The 17,021-nt window shown below is 67.2% G+C and carries 14 protein-coding genes and 1 tRNA gene; 8 read left to right on the top strand and 7 right to left on the bottom strand.

The features are described from left to right. Positions 1-32: 32 nt before the first annotated feature. The 3 genes from AC1DCZ_RS05680 to AC1DCZ_RS05670 all read right to left on the bottom strand — a co-directional run bounded on the left by AC1DCZ_RS05680 (position 33) and on the right by AC1DCZ_RS05670 (position 1,857). Positions 33-470 (bottom strand): universal stress protein, encoded by a 438-nt coding sequence (locus AC1DCZ_RS05680; protein ID WP_476973716.1) that lies wholly within the window; start codon positions 468-470, stop codon positions 33-35. Positions 471-568: 98 nt separating this feature from the next. Beyond that, entirely contained in the window at positions 569-1,312 is a 744-nt protein-coding gene (locus tag AC1DCZ_RS05675; RefSeq protein WP_476973715.1) for a dienelactone hydrolase family protein, read from the bottom strand. 62 nt (positions 1,313-1,374) lie between these two features. Continuing rightward, on the bottom strand, positions 1,375-1,857 hold the full coding sequence (locus AC1DCZ_RS05670) for a MarR family winged helix-turn-helix transcriptional regulator (protein ID WP_476973789.1): 483 nt from the start codon (positions 1,855-1,857) through the stop codon (positions 1,375-1,377). A 95-nt stretch (positions 1,858-1,952) separates the two neighbouring features. Between AC1DCZ_RS05670 and bcp the strand changes: the two genes are divergently transcribed. The 6 genes from bcp to AC1DCZ_RS05640 all read left to right on the top strand — a co-directional run bounded on the left by bcp (position 1,953) and on the right by AC1DCZ_RS05640 (position 10,412). Next, complete coding sequence (bcp, locus tag AC1DCZ_RS05665; protein WP_476973714.1) at positions 1,953-2,426, top strand: thioredoxin-dependent thiol peroxidase; 474 nt, start codon at positions 1,953-1,955, stop codon at positions 2,424-2,426. Positions 2,427-2,582: 156 nt separating this feature from the next. Further along, positions 2,583-2,664, top strand: a tRNA-Leu gene (locus AC1DCZ_RS05660). A gap of 233 nt (positions 2,665-2,897) precedes the next feature. Continuing rightward, positions 2,898-3,575, top strand: a complete 678-nt coding sequence (locus AC1DCZ_RS05655; protein ID WP_476895355.1) for a fasciclin domain-containing protein — start codon at positions 2,898-2,900, stop codon at positions 3,573-3,575. A 275-nt stretch (positions 3,576-3,850) separates the two neighbouring features. Then, entirely contained in the window at positions 3,851-5,470 is a 1,620-nt protein-coding gene (locus AC1DCZ_RS05650) for an ABC transporter substrate-binding protein (protein ID WP_476973788.1), read from the top strand. A gap of 79 nt (positions 5,471-5,549) precedes the next feature. Beyond that, positions 5,550-7,055 carry a malate:quinone oxidoreductase gene (locus tag AC1DCZ_RS05645; protein WP_476973713.1) on the top strand — a complete coding sequence of 502 codons (1,506 nt, stop codon included), beginning with the start codon at positions 5,550-5,552 and terminating at the stop codon, positions 7,053-7,055. Positions 7,056-7,139: 84 nt separating this feature from the next. Then, a complete protein-coding gene (locus AC1DCZ_RS05640; RefSeq protein WP_476973712.1) occupies positions 7,140-10,412 on the top strand; it encodes an efflux RND transporter permease subunit in 3,273 nt (1,090 codons plus the stop codon). 32 nt (positions 10,413-10,444) lie between these two features. Here the strand turns inward: AC1DCZ_RS05640 and AC1DCZ_RS05635 are convergent, their stop codons facing one another. After that, positions 10,445-11,908: an MFS transporter gene (locus AC1DCZ_RS05635; RefSeq protein ID WP_476973711.1), complete on the bottom strand. Its 1,464-nt coding sequence runs from the start codon at positions 11,906-11,908 to the stop codon at positions 10,445-10,447. 243 nt (positions 11,909-12,151) lie between these two features. Between AC1DCZ_RS05635 and AC1DCZ_RS05630 the strand changes: the two genes are divergently transcribed. Next, on the top strand, positions 12,152-13,312 hold the full coding sequence (locus tag AC1DCZ_RS05630) for an LLM class flavin-dependent oxidoreductase (protein WP_476973787.1): 1,161 nt from the start codon (positions 12,152-12,154) through the stop codon (positions 13,310-13,312). Next, entirely contained in the window at positions 13,312-13,785 is a 474-nt protein-coding gene (locus AC1DCZ_RS05625) for a MarR family winged helix-turn-helix transcriptional regulator (protein ID WP_476973710.1), read from the top strand. The genes AC1DCZ_RS05630 and AC1DCZ_RS05625 overlap by 1 nt, the downstream gene beginning before the upstream one ends. Positions 13,786-13,835: 50 nt before the next feature. On the opposite strand, the gene AC1DCZ_RS05620 is transcribed toward AC1DCZ_RS05625, so the two are convergent. The 3 genes from AC1DCZ_RS05620 to AC1DCZ_RS05610 form a co-directional block, all read right to left on the bottom strand. Continuing rightward, complete coding sequence (locus AC1DCZ_RS05620) at positions 13,836-14,642, bottom strand: transglutaminase-like domain-containing protein (RefSeq protein ID WP_476973709.1); 807 nt, start codon at positions 14,640-14,642, stop codon at positions 13,836-13,838. Positions 14,643-14,715: 73 nt separating this feature from the next. Beyond that, entirely contained in the window at positions 14,716-15,540 is an 825-nt protein-coding gene (locus tag AC1DCZ_RS05615; protein ID WP_476973708.1) for a hypothetical protein, read from the bottom strand. Positions 15,541-15,570: 30 nt separating this feature from the next. Further along, complete coding sequence (locus AC1DCZ_RS05610; protein ID WP_476973707.1) at positions 15,571-16,950, bottom strand: M20/M25/M40 family metallo-hydrolase; 1,380 nt, start codon at positions 16,948-16,950, stop codon at positions 15,571-15,573. Positions 16,951-17,021: the final 71 nt, after the last annotated feature.

The following is a 17,021-nucleotide window of genomic DNA, read 5'->3' as shown; positions in this document are numbered from 1 at the left end:
CGGCCAAAGGGGTCTTCCCGGCGGCCCGGGGCCTAGGTTTCGGGCGCGGTCCGGATGATCAGCACCGGACAATGGGCATGGTGCGCCAGCTGGGAAGACACCGAGCCCAGCAGGAGCCCGGCGAAGCCGCCATGTCCGCGCGAGCCGACGATCACTAGGTCGGCGTCCCGGGACGCCGCCACCAGTGCGGAGGCCGCACTTCCCCGCACAAGCTGCCCGCTGACCGGTACCCCAGGCTGGGCCGCGCGCGCCAACTCTTCGTCCAGGATCGCTTGCACATCCCGCTCAAAAGCCCCGTAGTCCCAGGCCTGGCCGGCAGCGTCCGTGACGTAGGGATAGTGCCACGAAGCCAGCGCAAGGACCTCCCCGCCCCTGAGCCGGGCTTCCTGCACGCCCCAGTCGAGGGCTGCCTGGGATTGCACCGAGCCGTCCACTCCCACAACAATCCTGAACGCGCTGCTGCTGCTCATGCCCTTGCCTTCCGACGGGATCGATCCTGCCCACGCATGGCTTCATCATCCTCGCACTTGCCGAATCATGGGAGCCTCCGCGGGGCCAAAGGAAGGCCCTACGCTGCGAGGTTCGTCGCCAGGAATGAAAGAGTCCGCGTCCACGCATCCCCGGCGGAATCGGCGTCGTAGGTCCACGTGTTGGTGTCGTTGAAGAACGCATGGCCCGTTCCGGGGTACACGACCGGCGTGAAATCGACGCCGGCCCGGTCCATCATTTCGGTCAGTTCCGGCAGCTTGTCCACCAGTGCCGCGTCCTTTTCGCCGTAGAAGGCCAGGACCGGGCAGGTGATGCTCCCGAGTTGCTCAACCGGGAAGTCCGCGTGGCCGTAGTACGGCACCGCCGCCCGCAGCCGCGGTTCGCGCGCTGCCAGCGAGAAGCTGTAGGTGCCGCCGAAGCAGAAGCCAGTCACCGCGACCCGGCCTGCGAGCGCCGGAATGGCGTAGAGGTGCTCAAAGCAGGCCTGCAGCGATGCCAGTGTGCGGTCGGCGAATCCGGGCGCGTGCAGCGGGGCCATCGCTTCGCGCAGCTTCGGCTGCGCTATGCTCCGCTGCTCGGGATCGAACAGTTTCACCTGCAGCTCGGCCGCCAGCTCCGGCGTCATCCCGGTCCCGGCAAGCAGGTCCGGGGCGAGGACGAGATAGCCCTCGGCGGCGAAACGGTCGGCGACGTCCTTGGTGTGCTCCACGAGACCCCACACTTCGTGAATGACTATCAGGCCGCCCTTCGGCTGGCCCGCAGGCTCGCTCACGTAAGCGTCCAGGGTGGTCCCGTTATGTGAAATAGTCAGCATGTGTCCCATGCCCACAGCTTTGCACAGAGTGCTGGACGGAGCGGACCGGACGGCGCGCGGCCGCGTGAAGCTCAGTTCAGGTGTGTCGTCTCGACGGCCAGCCCGGGTTCAACGGCACTGACAATGGACTTGACCTCATGCGCAGATGTTTTGGTGGCCAGCACCTTCACCACGGACTGAAGCTCCTGGCGGAGCAGGTCCGGGTCAATCGAGGTGGCCGCAAGCACGGAGCGTTCCATGTCCGCGGCTTGCGCCACGGCCTCACGGCCACGTTCAGTCAGGGACACGACATGGCTGCGGCGGTCCGAGGCGCTGCGCTGCCGGGAGATGTGGCCGTGCGCCTCGAGGCGGCTTAGCGTCTTCCCCATGGTTTGCGCTTGGACCCGAACCAGCTGCGCCAGTTGGGCCTGCGTCATCGGCCCATTGGCTGAAAGCACTTCCATGGCGATCACCCCTGCGTGGGTCAGGCCAATGGCCCCCAATTTTTCGTTCCAGGAGTGCTCTACAAGGCGTGCTGCCGTGGACAATAGGCGGCCCGTGGGCCAGCGATCCATATCAGGCATACCACCGAGTATAGCGAGCGCTGGATTCGTCGGGCGCCGCACGGCTCACTAGGCTGGGTTAAACCCCACCTTTCAAGGAGAAACCCGTGTCTGAACGACTCATTTCCGGTGCCGTGGCACCGGACTTCACCCTCAAGAATTCCGAGGGACACGACGTCAGCCTGAAGGACTTCCGCGGACGCAACACCGTGGTCTACTTCTATCCGGCGGCCTCCACGCCCGGATGCACGAAAGAGGCGTGCGACTTCCGGGACTCACTTCAGTCGCTGCAGCTGGCGGGCTATGACGTACTGGGAATCTCCCCGGATCCGGTCGATAAGCTCGCCAGCTTTGCGTCCGCTGAAGGACTGAACTTCCCGCTGCTCTCCGACGAGAACCACGCCGTGGCCGAGGCCTACGGCGCCTGGGGGGAGAAGAAGAACTATGGCCGCACCTATGACGGGCTCATCCGTTCCACGGTGGTGATCGATCCCCAGGGAACCGTCGCGGTGGCGCAGTACAACGTGCGGGCCACCGGCCATGTCGCCAAACTCCGCCGGGACCTCAAGCTTGATGGCTAGTCCCGCCGGGACCTGACGGCGGGCCGACGCCGGGGGCCCGGACCGCGTCGCGGCGTACAGACGCAGGAACACTGGTAGTAGGTACAATGGAGCCTGGCGTCCGCCGTCGGGCATCTTCAGACACGCAGTGTGAGGATGAACGGGCCACGGCGCCGCGCGCGAGTGGTGGAATTGGCAGACACGCAGGATTTAGGTTCCTGTGCCTTCGGGCGTGGGGGTTCAAGTCCCCCCTTGCGCACATAACGGGAAAGGGAACCCCGGTCTTCGGACCGGGGTTTCCGCTTTTTCGGCGAGAACTTGGGGATTCTCAAAGGTTCAAAAAGAATTTCAATCCTTCACCCATCCGTTTCCTTCGAACCGGCGAATACCCATTGAGACACCAACCAAGGGTCGGTGCCCGACAGTCGGAAAAGGGCCAGAGCGGCAAAGTTCGCCGCAGCCAATGATCGACATAACGAAGGAGAAACCGAAATGCAGACCATCAAGCGCACCACGTTCGCCGTTGCAGGAATCGCAGCCGCTGCCATGCTTAGCCTCACTGCCTGTGGCGGATCCAGCACCACGGCCTCCGGCTCCTCGGCACCGGCTTCCACGCCCTCCGCCTCGAGCATGGCGCCGTCGCCGTCCATGAGCTCCTCCGCGGCAGCCATGGATCCGGCAGCTGACCTCGTCGGTTCCGGTTGTGCGGCCTACGCCGCACAGGTCCCCAGTGGCGCCGGCTCGGTGTCCGGCATGGCCCTTGACCCGGTTGCCAAGGCCGCGTCCAACAACCCGATCCTGACGACCCTCACGGCTGCCGTGTCCGGGAAGCTCAACCCCAAGGTCAACCTCGTGGACACGCTGAACGGCAGCGAATTCACAGTCTTCGCCCCGGTCGATGACGCCTTCAAGAAGATCGACCCGGCCACGATCGAGACGCTGAAGACGGACGATGCCCTGCTCAGCAAGATCCTGACCTACCACGTAGTGCCCGGCAAGATCAGCCCGGACAAGATCGTCGGCACCCACAAGACGGTCGAGGGCGGTTCCGTGACGGTCACCGGCAGCAAGGACGCCCTCAAGGTTGACGGCGCCAACGTCATCTGCGGCGGTGTGAAGACCGCAAACGCCACTGTTTACATGGTCGACTCCGTCCTGATGCCCAAGTAAGCAGCACTAAGCACTCCTGCCCCGGCTCCAGCCTGACTCCCTGGACCTCCTAGGAGAAACGAAGGCCCGCACCGTCCGGTGCGGGCCTTCGTTTGTGCCGGACCGTCACAACGGAGAACCACAACGGAGAACCGGTTCCTGGGTCAACTAGACTGGGGCTGTTCCGCTGCCGGCGGCAGTCCAGTTCCCCAGAGGAGATCCTTTCAGTGCCCAGCAGTACAGTGCCCAGCAGGACGTTGCGCCGCATTGCGGCAAGCCTTGGTGCCGCAATCCTCATGCTGCCACTGGCCTCCTGCACGGGAGCGCCCGGGCCCGGGCCCAGCTCCGGAACCGCATCAGCTTCCTCCCCCGACGCAGCGCCCAGCGCCGTCTTCACCTTCGGCACTGCCGCACAGCCCCTGGGCCTGGATCCGGCCCTCGTCTCGGACACTGATTCCTACCGCGTCACCCGGCAGATCCTGGAAGGTCTGGTCGGCGTCGACCAGACGACCGGGCAGCCCACGCCGCTGCTGGCCACGGAATGGACCCAGAGCGACGAAGGCAGGGCCTACACCTTCAAGCTCCGCGGGAAAGTCACGTTCCAGGACGGGACGCCCTTCGACGCAGCAGCCGTGTGCAGCAACTTCAACCGCTGGTTCAACTTCCCGGAAGCCCTCCGGAAGCAGGCCACCGGCGCCACATTCAAGGGCGTCTTCAAAGCCTACGCAGACCAGGCATCGCTCTCGATCTACAAGGGCTGCACCGCCCTGGCCCCGGACAACGTGCGGATCGACCTGACCCAGCCCTTCACCGGATTCCTCCAGGCGCTGACACTTCCGGCCTTCGCCATGTCTTCCCCCCAGGCCCTGGCCGCGCAAAACGCGGACGTCCTGAACCAGAGTCCCGCCGGCCAGCCCGTGTCCGCCTACGCCCTGCATCCCGTCGGTACCGGGCCATACACTTTCAGCTCCTGGGACCAAGGCACCGTCACGCTCGCCAGCAACAAGGACTACTGGGGCGACAAGGGGCAGATCGGAACCATCCACTTTGTGGCCTACGACAACCCGCAGACCCGGATGCAGGCCCTGCTCGACGGCAAGATCGACGCCTATGACGCCGTCACGGTGGGCAACTTCGACCAACTCGTCAAGCGTGGCAAGCAGATCATCCAGCGGGATCCCTTCTCCGTCATGTACCTGGGCATGAACCAGGACATCCCCATCCTGCAGAACCTCAAGGTGCGCCAGGCCATCGAAATGGCACTCGACAAAGACACGCTGATCCGCCGGTTCTTCATCGACAACACGGCCCAGGCGACCCAGTTCGTCCCGCCCAAACTCAGCGGCTTCAACAACAACGCGGCTTCCCTCGGGTACAACCCGGACAAGGCCAAGGAACTCCTCGCCGCGGCCGGCTACAAGGGCGAGGAGCTGAAGTTCTACTACCCGCTCAACGTCACGCGGCCCTACCTTCCGACGCCGGAAAAGGTGTACGCGGAGATCAGCCGGCAGCTGACCGCCGTCGGACTCAACATCAAACCGGTGCCCGTTGACTGGTCCGACGGTTACCTGCAGAAGGTCACCTCCCCCGGGGACCACGCCCTCCACCTGCTCGGCTGGAACGGCTCGTACGCGGATCCGGACAACTTCGTGGGACCGCTGTTCGGCGAGAACACCGGTGAATTCGGCTACCAGGACCCGCAGGTCTTCTCCAAGATCGCCCGGGCCCGCGGACTGCCGGACGGCAAGGACCGCACCGAGCAGTACCAGACCATCAATGCCCAGATCGCGGCCACGGTCCCGGCCGTCCCGATCGCCTTCCCGATCTCGGCCCTGGCCCTGTCCGACCGGGTGCTTAAATACCCGGCCTCCCCGGTCCTGAACGAAGTTTTCACAAAGGTCGAGCTCAAGCCTTGACGGGCGGACCCAATTTCAGTTAGTGGAGGGTGCGGGGATATTCTGTGACAGCCAGAGCCGCTGCTATCGGAGACTGATTGTGACTTTCATTTCCAAGACCCAACATGCCGACGTCGTCCTGATTGGCGGCGGCATCATGAGCGCCACGCTGGGCGCCTTCCTGAAGCAGCTCGAACCGAACTGGACGATCTCCTTGTTCGAACGCCTGGATCAGCCCGGGCTGGAAAGCTCCGGCCCGTGGAATAACGCCGGCACCGGACACGCCGCCCTGTGTGAGCTTAATTACTCCCCCGCAGCCAAAGACGGCTCGGTGGACCCCGCCAAGGCGCTTCACATCAACGAGCAGTTCCAGCTCTCGCGCCAGTTCTGGTCCCACCTGGTGACGAACTCCCTGATCGGCTCCCCCAAGGGCTTCATCAACACCGTGCCGCATATGAGCTTCGTGATCGGCGAGGCCAACTCCACGTTCCTCCGCACCCGCTTTGAGGCGCTCAAGCCGAACCCGCTGTTCCGGTCGATGGAGTTCTCCGAAGACCACGCCCAGATCGCAAAGTGGGCTCCGCTGATCGTCAAGGGCCGCGACCCGAAGCAGCGCATCGCGGCTACCCGCGCGGCGGAAGGCACCGACGTCGACTTCGGCGCCCTGACCCGCGAGCTGACCACCTACCTTGGCAACAACGGCGTGGAAATTAACTACGGCCACGACGTCAACGGCATCAAGCGCGCGTCCGACGGCGGCTGGGACCTGTCCCTCAAGCACCCGCGGTCGGGCGAGCACGGCTCGATCCACGCCAAGTTCGTCTTCGTGGGCGCCGGCGGCGGCGCCCTGCACCTGCTGCAGGCCTCCGGCATCCCGGAAAGCAAGGGCTTCGGCGGCTTCCCCGTCTCCGGCCAGTTCTTCCGCTGCACCGACGAAACCCTGGCAGCCCAGCACAGCGCCAAGGTCTACGGCCAGGCGTCCGTCGGCGCCCCGCCCATGTCGGTGCCCCACCTGGACACCCGCTACGTCAACGGCAAGCGCTCCCTGCTGTTCGGCCCGTACGCCGGTTTCTCCACCAACTTCCTCAAGAACGGCTCCTACCTGGACCTGCCGCTGTCCATCCGGCCCTCCAACATCATCCCGATGCTGGCCGTGGCCAAGGACAACATGGACCTCACCGCCTACCTGATCAGGGAAGTCGCCAAGCGCCACGGCGACAAGGTCGAAGCCCTGCGCGAGTACTACCCCGAGGCCAAGGACGGCGACTGGGAACTCATCACCGCCGGGCAGCGTGTCCAGATCATCAAGAAGGACCCGAAGAAGGGCGGCGTGCTGCAGTTCGGCACCGAGGTTATCGCGGGACGGGACGGCACTATCGGCGCCCTGCTCGGCGCTTCGCCGGGCGCGTCCACTGCCGTGCCGATCATGATCGAACTGCTCCAGAAATCCTTCCCGAAGAACTTCAAGGGCTGGCAGTCCAAGCTCAAGGACATGATGCCCGGCTACGGCGTCAAGCTCAATGAGAACCCTGAGCTCGCCGCGCAGCTGGAGGCCAGCACGGCCAAGACGCTGCAGCTCGAACAGGTCGACGCCGCCCGCAGCTGACCCCCTGCGCGGGTTTGCGGCAGGCTTCACCCCTTTGAAGTGCCCCTTTGAAGTACGTCCGTCGACCCACCAGGAGACCATGAGATGTTCCGGCTCGCAAAGCTGTCGCTGGCAAACCGGGCTCTAATCGCGCTGATCACCGTTTTCGCGTCGGTGTTCGGCGTGATCACGATGTCCTCGCTGAAGCAGGAGCTCATCCCGTCCATCGAGTTCCCGCAAATCACGGTCGTCACCTCGATGCCCGGGGCCTCCCCGGAAGTCGTGGACAAGCAGGTCAGCGCCCCGCTGGAGACTGCGCTGAACGGCGTCGAGGGGCTGGAGTCGACGTCGTCAACCTCGCGCAACGGCGTCTCGCAGATCACCATGGCGTTCACCTACGGCTCCAACCTGGACCGGGCCCGGAACCAGATCGACCGCGCGATCTCCAACGCCAAGCAGGCCCTGCCCAAGGACGTGCAGCCGCAGGCGATCGCCGGCAGCATCAGCGACTTCCCGATCGTCTACCTTGCGGTATCCTCGGACAAGCCGCTGAGTGAGCTGAACGCCGATCTCGCCCGCCTCAGCGTCCCCCGGCTGCAGAAGCTCGACGGCGTAAGGGGTGCCGATGTCACCGGCGGCGCCACCGAACACATCCAGATCCTGCCCAGGCCGGCCGCCATGGCCGCGGCGGGCGCGAGCATCCAATCGATCAGCAACGCGCTGAAGAACAACGGGGCACTCATCCCGGCCGGCACCATCGAGGACCAGGGCAAGTCCCTCTCGCTGCAGATCGGCAGCCCGGTGGATTCCCTCGACGCCATCAAGGCCCTCCCGCTGGCCGGGGCCAAGGATGCCGCCACCATCGGCAGTGTGGCCGACGTCAGCCTCGCCGAGGACACCCGCACCTCGATCACCCGCACGAACGGCAAGGAAACCCTGGCCCTCTCCGTCACCAAGAAGCCCGAGGGCGACACGGTGGCGATCTCCCACGCAGTGAAGGACGCGATCCCCCAACTCGAGGCTGAGCTCGGCTCCAACGCCAGGTTCACCCCGGTGTTCGACCAGGCGCCGTTCATCGAGAAGTCCATCAAGGACCTCACCACCGAGGGCCTCCTGGGCCTGGGCTTCGCCGTCGCCGTGATCCTGGTGTTCCTGATGTCGGTACGCTCCACGCTGGTCACTGCCGTGTCCATCCCGTTGTCGCTCCTGATCACCTTCATCGGCCTTTCCGGCACCGGCTACTCCCTGAACATCCTGACCCTCGGCGCGCTCACCATCGCGATCGGCCGGGTCGTGGACGATTCGATTGTGGTCATCGAGAACATCAAGCGCCACCTCAGTTACGGCGAAGCCAAGATCACCGCGATCCTGACCTCCATCCGGGAAGTGGCCGGCGCCATCACCGCCTCCACCCTGACCACGGTTGCCGTTTTCCTGCCCATCGCTTTCGTGGGCGGCCTCGCGGGTGAACTGTTCCGGCCGTTCGCGCTGACGGTCACCATCGCCCTGGTCTCCTCGCTGCTCGTCTCCCTCACCATCGTGCCGGTGCTCGCTTACTGGTTCCTGCGCACGCCCGCGGAGACCGGTGTCTCGGAGGCCGCCGCCCGGGACATCGCGGCGAAGGCCCACGAGGCCGAGCAGCGCAGCCTCCTGCAGCGCGGCTACCTGCCCGTCCTGACCAAGACCCAGCGGCATCCGGTCATCACCCTGGTCGCCGCCGTCCTGGTGCTCGGCGGCACGGCCGCCATGTCGCCGCTGCTCGCCACCGATCTGCTCGGCAGCTCGGGCGAGAACAGCATGACCGTCAAGCAGGTACTGCCCGCGGGCACCAGCCTCAGCGACGCCAATGCCGCGGCCATCAAGGTCGAAGACGTGCTGCGGACCATCGACGGCGTCAAGGACGTCCAGGTGACCACCGGCAACGCCCAGACGGGCTTCGCCGCGCTGCTTTCCACCGGCGCCTCGAACTCCAGTTTCACCGTCGTCACCGATGACAAAGCCAAGCAGACCAAGCTCCAGGACACGGTCCGCGACACCCTGGCCCGGCTCAGCGACGCCGGCAAGATCACCGTCGGCTCCCAGCAGGGCGGCTTCGGCACGTCCTCAACCGTCGACATCACGCTCAAGGCCGCCAACTCCGCCGGCCTTAAGGCCGCCAGCGACGCCATAATCAAGGCAATGGACGGCGTCCCCGGCAGCAGCGAGGTCGCCACCAACCTGGCCGCGAACCAGTCCGTCGTCCAGGTCAAGGTGGACCGCGCCAAGGCTGTCGCGGCCGGACTGAACGAGGAGCAGGTGGCCGGGGTCCTGGCCACCACCATCAGCCCGGTCCAGGCCGGCACCGTGCGCATCGACACCAACGACTTCCCGGTCCGGATCGGCGAAGGAACCCACTTCACCAGCATCGGTGCGGTCCGGAACATCGCGCTGCCGACGGCGGCCGGTCCCGTTCCGCTGGGCAGCATCGCTTCCGTGGAGCCGGTGGACGTCCCGGTCTCGATCACCGCCAGTAACGGCCAGCGCACCGCACGGGTGTCCGTCACACCGTCGGGCGCCAACCTCGGCGCCGTCAGCACCGAGGTGCAGAACCGGCTCAAATCCGTCCAGCTTCCGCCCGGGGTCGCCGCGACCATCGGCGGCGCCACCACGCAGCAGGCCGAGTCCTTCGCCCAGCTGGGACTGGCCCTGCTGGCGGCCATCGCGATTGTCTACGTGATCATGGTGGCCGCGTTCAAGTCCCTCATCCAGCCGCTGATCCTGCTCGTGTCAGTCCCGTTCGCCGCGACCGGCGCCATCGCCCTGCTGCTCGTGACGGGCGTGCCGCTGGGGCTCCCCTCGCTGATCGGCATGCTGATGCTCGTGGGTATCGTGGTGACTAACGCTATTGTGCTGATCGACCTCATCAACCAGTACCGGCAGCCGCGCAACGGCGAGCCCGGGATGAGCGTGGCGGATGCGATCACGCACGGCGCCCGGCAGCGTCTGCGTCCGATCCTGATGACGGCCCTGGCCACGGTGTTCGCGCTGACGCCGATGGCGCTTGGCCTGACCGGCGGCGGAGGGTTCATCTCGCAGCCGCTGGCCATCGTTGTGATCGGCGGCCTGATCTCCTCCACGGCCCTGACGCTGATCCTGGTTCCCGTGCTGTACCGGCTCGTGGAGGGGCGCCGGGAGCGCAAGGCCCTGCAAAAGACACTCCCCCGCTCCGGCCGCCATGCCGCTGCCCCGGCATCCTCCGCGCCCGCCGCGCCGGCGGGGCGCCCGGCGGCCGCCCCTGCCGCCGCACCGGCGGGCCCTGCCAGGACGCCGGCCCCCCGGGACATCGACTTCCAGGACGAGCTCCCCGAAGCGGACGAAGCCCCGGCCCTGCAGAACTAACGCCCGCATACCCCGGTTGAGCACGCCGCCGGCTACTGCGGGCCGGTTGGGGCCGGAACTGCCTCGGCGACGGCGCGGGCCGGGTCGGAGAACGCCAGACGTGGAACGAGCACGAGCGCGGCCGCGGCCGCCAGTCCGGTCAGCCCGCAAATGGTCCAGACTGTCAGGTAACCGGCCAGGGGCGCCGCCGTCTGGCCCGCCGTCGTAGCCGCCGTCCCTGCCTCAGCGAGGACATGGCTCAGCAAGGCGATGCCGAAGACCGCCGAGGCGAACGCGCCGCCGATGGTCTTGGTGGTGTTGGTCAGGCCCGTGGCCATCGCGGTCCGGTTCAGGGGCGCCGCCGCAGCAGCCGCGGAGGGCAGGGCCGCCACGAGCGCTCCGGAGCCGACGCCGGCCACGGCCATGTTCACGAGCGCCTCGGCCAGGCTGCCGTGGAAGGGCAGGAACAGCAGATAACCCACGCCCACGAGGACGGCCGCGCACACCAGCGTCCAGCGCGGCGTGAGCCGGCGGGTCACGAGCGGGTACAGCAAGGCGCCCACCAGCAGCGCAAGAACATAGACGCCGATGATGATGGAGACCTGCCCGGCGCGCAGCCCCAGTCCGTAGCCGTGCAGCGCCGGATCCGTCCGCGCGAAGGTGGACAGCGGCGCCTGCGCACCCAGGACCGATACTCCGAACAGGCCGGCGGTCAGCTGGACCGGCCACATGGACTTTCCCCGGAGCATCCGGATATCCACCAACGGATCCTCCTGGCCCAGCTCGAAACGGGTGAATGGAATGAAGGCCACGAGTCCGGCCGCAACGAGTGCCCAGGGCCACCACGCCCCCGCACCGTTGAGACGCATGAACGTCAGCCCCGAGGTGACCAGCAGGAGCCCGACGGCGAGCAGGGCGAAGCCGCGCGTGTCCACACGCCCGCCGCTGCGTTCCAGGGACTCCGGCACCCCGTACCGGATCACGACACCGCAGGCGGTGACGGCAACAGCCGGGACCAGCAGCACCAGTTGCAGCTGCCCGGCGAACGCCTCCACGAGCGCACCGGCCGCGAGGGCTCCGGCGATGACCCCGAACTCAAGCGCGCCGACGAGGATACCGGCGGCGCGGCGCGTGCGGGCGGCGCCGTCGGGCAGCTGATGGACGCGGCTGAAGATCAGCGCGATTTCCAGGGGAAGCCAGACGACGTAGAAGCCCTGGAAGGACCAGGCCGCGAGGAAGGTCCAGAAGTCGGGTGCCAGCGCGACACCCCATGAGGCCACGGCGGCCACGAGGGTGGAGGCCAGGAGGATCCTGCGGTGGCCGTACATGTCACCCAGCTTGGCCAGCACCGGCACGGCCAGGGCGCTCACCATGAGCTGTGCGGCCTCGAACCAGTTGACGTCGGCGTCGTGGATGCCCAGGTGCCGGGCGATGTCGGTGAGGATGGGCGTGTAGTAGCCCTGCAGGATTCCACTGGTGAGCTCCACCAGGCACAGGAAAGCGATGACGCGGCGCATGGAGACCTTCCGGGCGGGCCGGACACTGTTGGCCAGCCGATTGATTGCATCCTAGGCCCGCGCTCCCGCCACGGGCGGCAGACCAGGCCGGGGACTCGCCGGGGAAGTCGGTGGTAAGCCCGGAGGAAGGCCCGGGAATATTCGGCCCGGGCGCGCGTTGTACACGTCGATACATGCAAATGCATGTAAATCGGTTACAGTGGAAGCAGTTCCCGGATCAGACCGGCCATGGAAAGGCACATCATGCAAATCGGCGTCTTCAGCGTCAGCGACATCACCACCGACCCCACCACGGGCCACACCCCCACGGAGCACGAACGCATCAAGGCCTCCGTGGCCATCGCCAAGAAGGTCGAAGAAATCGGCATGGATGTCTACGCCATCGGCGAGCACCACAACCGGCCGTTCTTCTCCTCCTCCCCCACCACCACACTGGCCTACATCGCCGCCCAGACGGAGCGCATCATCCTGTCCACGGCCACGACGCTGATCACCACCAATGACCCGGTGAAGATCGCGGAAGATTTCGCCATGCTCCAGCACCTCGCAGATGGCCGCGTCGACCTGGTCCTCGGACGCGGCAACACCGCCCCGGTCTACCCCTGGTTCGGCAAGAACATCCAGGACGGGATCGAACTCGCCATCGAGAACTACTCCCTGCTGCGCCGCCTCTGGGACGAGGACACCGTCAACTGGTCCGGCAAGCACCGCACGCCGCTGCAGAACTTCACCTCCACGCCCCGCCCGCTCGACGGCGTCGCCCCCTTCGTGTGGCACGGCTCCATCCGAACGCCACAGATCGCCGAAGTGGCCGCGTACTACGGCGACGGCTTCTTCGCGAACAACATCTTCTGGCCCAAGGAGCACTACCAGCAGCTGATCGGCCTCTACCGTGAGCGCTACGAGCACTACGGCCACGGCACAGCGGACCAGGCGATCGTGGGCCTAGGCGGGCAGTTCTTCATGCGGAAGAACTCCCAGGACGCCGTCAAGGAGTTCCGCCCCTACTTCGACAACGCACCCGTCTACGGCCACGGCCCGTCGCTGGAGGACTTCACATCGCAGACCCCGCTGACGGTCGGCAGCCCGCAGGAAGTCATCGAAAAGACCCTCACCTTCCGTGAGTACTTCGGCGACTACCAGCGCCAGCTGTTCCTGATCGACCACGCGGGCCTGCCGCTGAAGACCGTCCTGGAGCAGCTGGACCTGTTCGGCGAGGAAGTGCTTCCGGTCCTGCGCAAGGAATACGCCGCCCTCACCCCGGCCCATGTCCCCGAACCGCCGACGCACGCCGGACGCGTGGCGGCCTCGCTCGCCGCTGGCACCGGGACCGCGGGCACCGGGACCGCGGGCACGGCCAACGGTTCCGCGGAACTCAGCACAGCAAGCAGTCAGGACGCCTGATGACCGGGAACGTGCCGGCAACGGCAGCGGAGTCACCGGTCCGCCTGGCCGCGGAGACCTGGGAGTCCTTGTTCCGCGCCCAGGTGGCGGTGATGCGCAGGCTTCAGGCGGCCCCCGCCTTCAAGGCCCTCGCGCTCAATGAGTATGACGTGCTCTTCACCCTCTCCCGCTGCCCGTCCGGGTGGCTGCGGCTGAACGAGCTTAACGACAACGTGCTGTTGAGCCAGTCGAGTCTCAGCCGACTCGTGGAACGGCTGGAAAAGCGGGGGCTCGTGGAGCGCTCGCCGGCCCCCAAAGACGGCCGCGGGATCCTGATCAAGCTCACCGAGGCCGGCCGGGAGCTGCAGAAGCAGATCGGCCGGGAGCACGTCCGGGACATCGCCACCCTCGTGGCCCCGGCCCTCACGGCCATGGAACAGCGCGAGCTGCTGCGGCTCACGGAGAAGCTGCGGGCCTCGGTGGCCTCGCGCTGACGAGATGGCGGCAGCCGGGCAGGCGGCGGCCGGGCAGCCGCTGGCCGCAGCTAGTGGATGGCGACGAGCTTCGCCGGGTCTTCTTCCGGCAGATCACCGTCAACGACGGCCACGACTTTGAGCTCCTGGAGGGACAGGCTGCCGCCCACCGTGGAAAGGAACGCGGTATCCGAGGAATCGCGCCCGGCCGTGATGCGCAGCATGCTTTCGCGCGGCGCCAGGCCGGTGGGGTCGATGACGTGCCACGCGCCGTTGATGTGGGCTTCTGCCACGGCGTGGAAGTCCATCGGGGTCAGCCCGGGCGCGTACACGGCGGCCAGCCGGGCCGGGACGTTCTTGGACCGCAGCAGCGCAATGGCCAGGTGGGCGAAGTCCCGGCAGACCCCGCGGCGGTGCAGCAGTGTCTCGACGGCGCCGTCCGTGCCCCGTGAGGAGCCGCTGACGTAGCGCAGCTCGCTGAACACCCAATTGCGCACGCCGTTCAGCAGCTCCTCACCCTGGAAGCCGCCGAATTCGGCGTACGCGGTCGGCAGCAGCCGGTCCGATTCGGCGTAGCGGCTGGGCCGGACGTAGCGGATGAGTTCCATCAGCCCCGGCTCTTCGGGCTGGGCGAAGCCTGTGACGGTGGCCGTGTATTCCACCAGGACCTCCGTGGGGTCCGCGAATTCCATGTAGTGGAAGCGGCCTCCGTGATGGTCCGAGAGCTCCGTGAGCGGCACGTCCGCGCCGCCGGCGGTGACCGAGAGCGTCTCCACAAGCGAGTCGTAGCCGGCGTTGCGGGCCACGGCCACCGCCATGGCGACCCTGGTATCGGCGACGGTCTTGAAGGCCAGGCGTGCGGCTACGGTGCGTTCCATGTATCTCCGGGTGTGAAGGGACGGCAAGGGAAGTCGCCGTCGTCGGCCCATGGGGTGTGCGGGCGGAGCGGGACTAGTTTTTGATCTTCAGAGACATTAGCATCCGCTGGACATTGGCGAATTCGGATCCCTCATTGACGTACTTGGCCGCCTGGTCGAGGGTGTCGAACGACTTCGCCGGGGCGACTTTCTGGTCCGGGGCGAGCGTCTTAAGCATGGTCAGGTCCCCGAAAGAGTAGTCGCCCTTCCCCTCCGGGCCGCGGACCACGTTCTGCAGCCCGCAGCTCTTGCCGCCGGCCCCGCCCACAATGTTGGTGATGCCAAAGGAGCCGAAGTACTTGTAGCCCTGGATGACCCGGAACACGGCATGCGGGTCAATCGTGCCGTCGCCGCCCCGGTGCGGGAGTTCCACCGGGACGCTGCTGACCACCACATAGTTCTTGGCCGCGTCGTCCGTGCACGGCGGGACCGGCTGTGGCGGGAGCCCGGTCTGCAGGGTGGCCAGATAGCCGCCCTTGGCGTCCTTGACTTCGATTTTGAGCGCTCCGGGCATCGTTCCCGCATCAGGCGCGACGGACTGGGCAATCCAGTCCTGCGGCAGCTCGAAACTCACGGTCTTGCCGGGATCGGTGAAGACCTTCCAGGCCGCCGCCGTCGAGCCGGGAGCGGCGGACCCATTGCCGGAGGCCGTGGCGTCCGGCGTCGGGCCTGAGCTCGGGCCCGACGCCGGCGGGGCACCCGCGGACGCCCCGTCCGGCGTCGTGGTTCCCGCGGTGCTGCTGCCGGCCGTCCAGGCGGGCGTGCCCTTGCCGTCGGTGCTGCAGCCGGCGAGCGACGCCGCGGCCACCGCGAGCGCGGCGGCGATCCGGATCCTGCGGGAGATTGCCGTGCCAGTCATGCTGCCAGAATAGCCGGGTGGCCGCGCGGCTCAGAGTTCCCGGATCAGTGTTTCGTAGAAGCTGACGCCACGTCCCAGGGTCTCCAGCGGGATCTTCTCGTCGACGGCGTGGATGGACGCGCGCGCCTGCACGTCCATGAAGAACGGGGCGAAGCGGTAGACGGCCTCGCAGATTCCCGTGAAGCGGCGCGAGTCGGTGCCGCCCATCATGATGTACGGCGTGATGATGGCCTCCGGGAACGTCCCGGCGATGCAGCGTTCGAGCAGCTGCCACTGGGCGCCGGAGGAAGCGGACACCGGGGAGGGTTCGTTGCCTTCCACGACGCGAAGTTCCACCTTGGGATCCCGGATGATTTTCCGCAGCCGGTCCACGGTCCCCTGGACGGACTCCCCGACCGCCACCCGGATATTGGCGTTCGCCTTGGCGGTGGCGGCGAGGACATTGGCGCCCGCGCTGCCTTCCAGCGTGGTGATGGCAACCGTGGTGCGGGTCATCGCGTTCGTCTCGTTCCCAAGCCGGCCGAAGAGCCAGGTCATGGGGGCCCGCAGCAGGGACAGGTTGGCGAACACTGCACGCATCGGCGGCGGGGTGTGCGGGCCGAAGCGCCGCAGCATCTCCGCGGTCACGTCCGGCAGGGACTGCGGGAAGGGATGGCGCTCAATCCGGGTGATGGCGCGGGCGAGCCGGGCGGTGGCCCCCATCCGTGGAGGCGTGGAGGCGTGGCCGCCGGGGTCGCGGGTCAGCAGCTCGACGTCGAGGATCCCCTTCTCGGCCACGCCCACGACGGCGGCCGGACGGGTCACGCCGGGGAAGGCACCGCCGGCGACGGCGCCGCCCTCGTCCAGCACCAGCCACGGCCGGACTCCCCGGCTGGCCAGGACTGCAGCCGCGGCGGCCGCGCTGGTCCCGGCGGTCTCCTCGTTGTTGCCGAAGGAGAAATAGAGGTCATAGCCAGGGGCGAAGCCCGCGCCGAGCAGGGTCTCCGCCGCTTCAAGGATGGCCACCAGCTGGCCCTTGTCGTCGAGGGTCCCGCGGCCCCAAAGGAAGGTGCCGTCGTTGTGGCCGGAAAATGGCGGCCACGTCCACTGGCCCGGATCGCCCGCCGGGACGACGTCGTAATGTGCCATCAGCACCGACGGACGGGATTCGGCGTCCGGACGGGTGCCGGGCCAGCAGTACAGCAGGGCATGCCCGTTGATGCGCTCCAGCTCCAGGGCGGCGTGGACCGCGGGATACAGCCGCGGCAGGGCTTCGATGAACCCATCGAACTCCGCGGCGTCGTCACCCCCTGCTGGCGGCGCCTGCTGGCTGGCGTCCGGGCGGATGGAGACGGTGCGGAACCGGACGAGTTCGGCAAGTGATCCCGCGGCGCGGGTGACGGTTCCGGCGGCGGCCGCAGTGTTTTGCATGCGCGAAAGTCTATGTGCCGGACACGCCCGTGCCGGCATGATTTCCGGCGTGATTCACCGTGGCGAAAGCG

This window comes from Arthrobacter sp. 10N418 (assembly GCF_056394725.1).
Note: the sequence above shows the minus strand (reverse complement) of the source record. Positions and strands in the feature narration are given on the sequence as shown.

Bases quoted from the DNA above. Each gene is read 5' to 3' on its own strand.
- AC1DCZ_RS05635 (WP_476973711.1), bottom strand. From the start codon at position 11,908: ATGCGCCGCGTCATCGCTTTCCTGTGCCTGGTGGAGCTCACCAGTGGA.
- AC1DCZ_RS05620 (WP_476973709.1), bottom strand. From the start codon at position 14,642: ATGGAACGCACCGTAGCCGCACGCCTGGCCTTCAAGACCGTCGCCGAT.
- AC1DCZ_RS05670 (WP_476973789.1), bottom strand. From the start codon at position 1,857: ATGGATCGCTGGCCCACGGGCCGCCTATTGTCCACGGCAGCACGCCTT.
- AC1DCZ_RS05650 (WP_476973788.1), top strand. From the start codon at position 3,851: ATGCTGCCACTGGCCTCCTGCACGGGAGCGCCCGGGCCCGGGCCCAGC.
- AC1DCZ_RS05630 (WP_476973787.1), top strand. From the start codon at position 12,152: ATGCAAATCGGCGTCTTCAGCGTCAGCGACATCACCACCGACCCCACC.
- AC1DCZ_RS05675 (WP_476973715.1), bottom strand. From the start codon at position 1,312: ATGGGACACATGCTGACTATTTCACATAACGGGACCACCCTGGACGCT.
- AC1DCZ_RS05625 (WP_476973710.1), top strand. From the start codon at position 13,312: ATGACCGGGAACGTGCCGGCAACGGCAGCGGAGTCACCGGTCCGCCTG.
- AC1DCZ_RS05640 (WP_476973712.1), top strand. From the start codon at position 7,140: ATGTTCCGGCTCGCAAAGCTGTCGCTGGCAAACCGGGCTCTAATCGCG.
- AC1DCZ_RS05655 (WP_476895355.1), top strand. From the start codon at position 2,898: ATGCAGACCATCAAGCGCACCACGTTCGCCGTTGCAGGAATCGCAGCC.
- AC1DCZ_RS05680 (WP_476973716.1), bottom strand. From the start codon at position 470: ATGAGCAGCAGCAGCGCGTTCAGGATTGTTGTGGGAGTGGACGGCTCG.
- AC1DCZ_RS05615 (WP_476973708.1), bottom strand. From the start codon at position 15,540: ATGACTGGCACGGCAATCTCCCGCAGGATCCGGATCGCCGCCGCGCTC.
- AC1DCZ_RS05610 (WP_476973707.1), bottom strand. From the start codon at position 16,950: ATGCAAAACACTGCGGCCGCCGCCGGAACCGTCACCCGCGCCGCGGGA.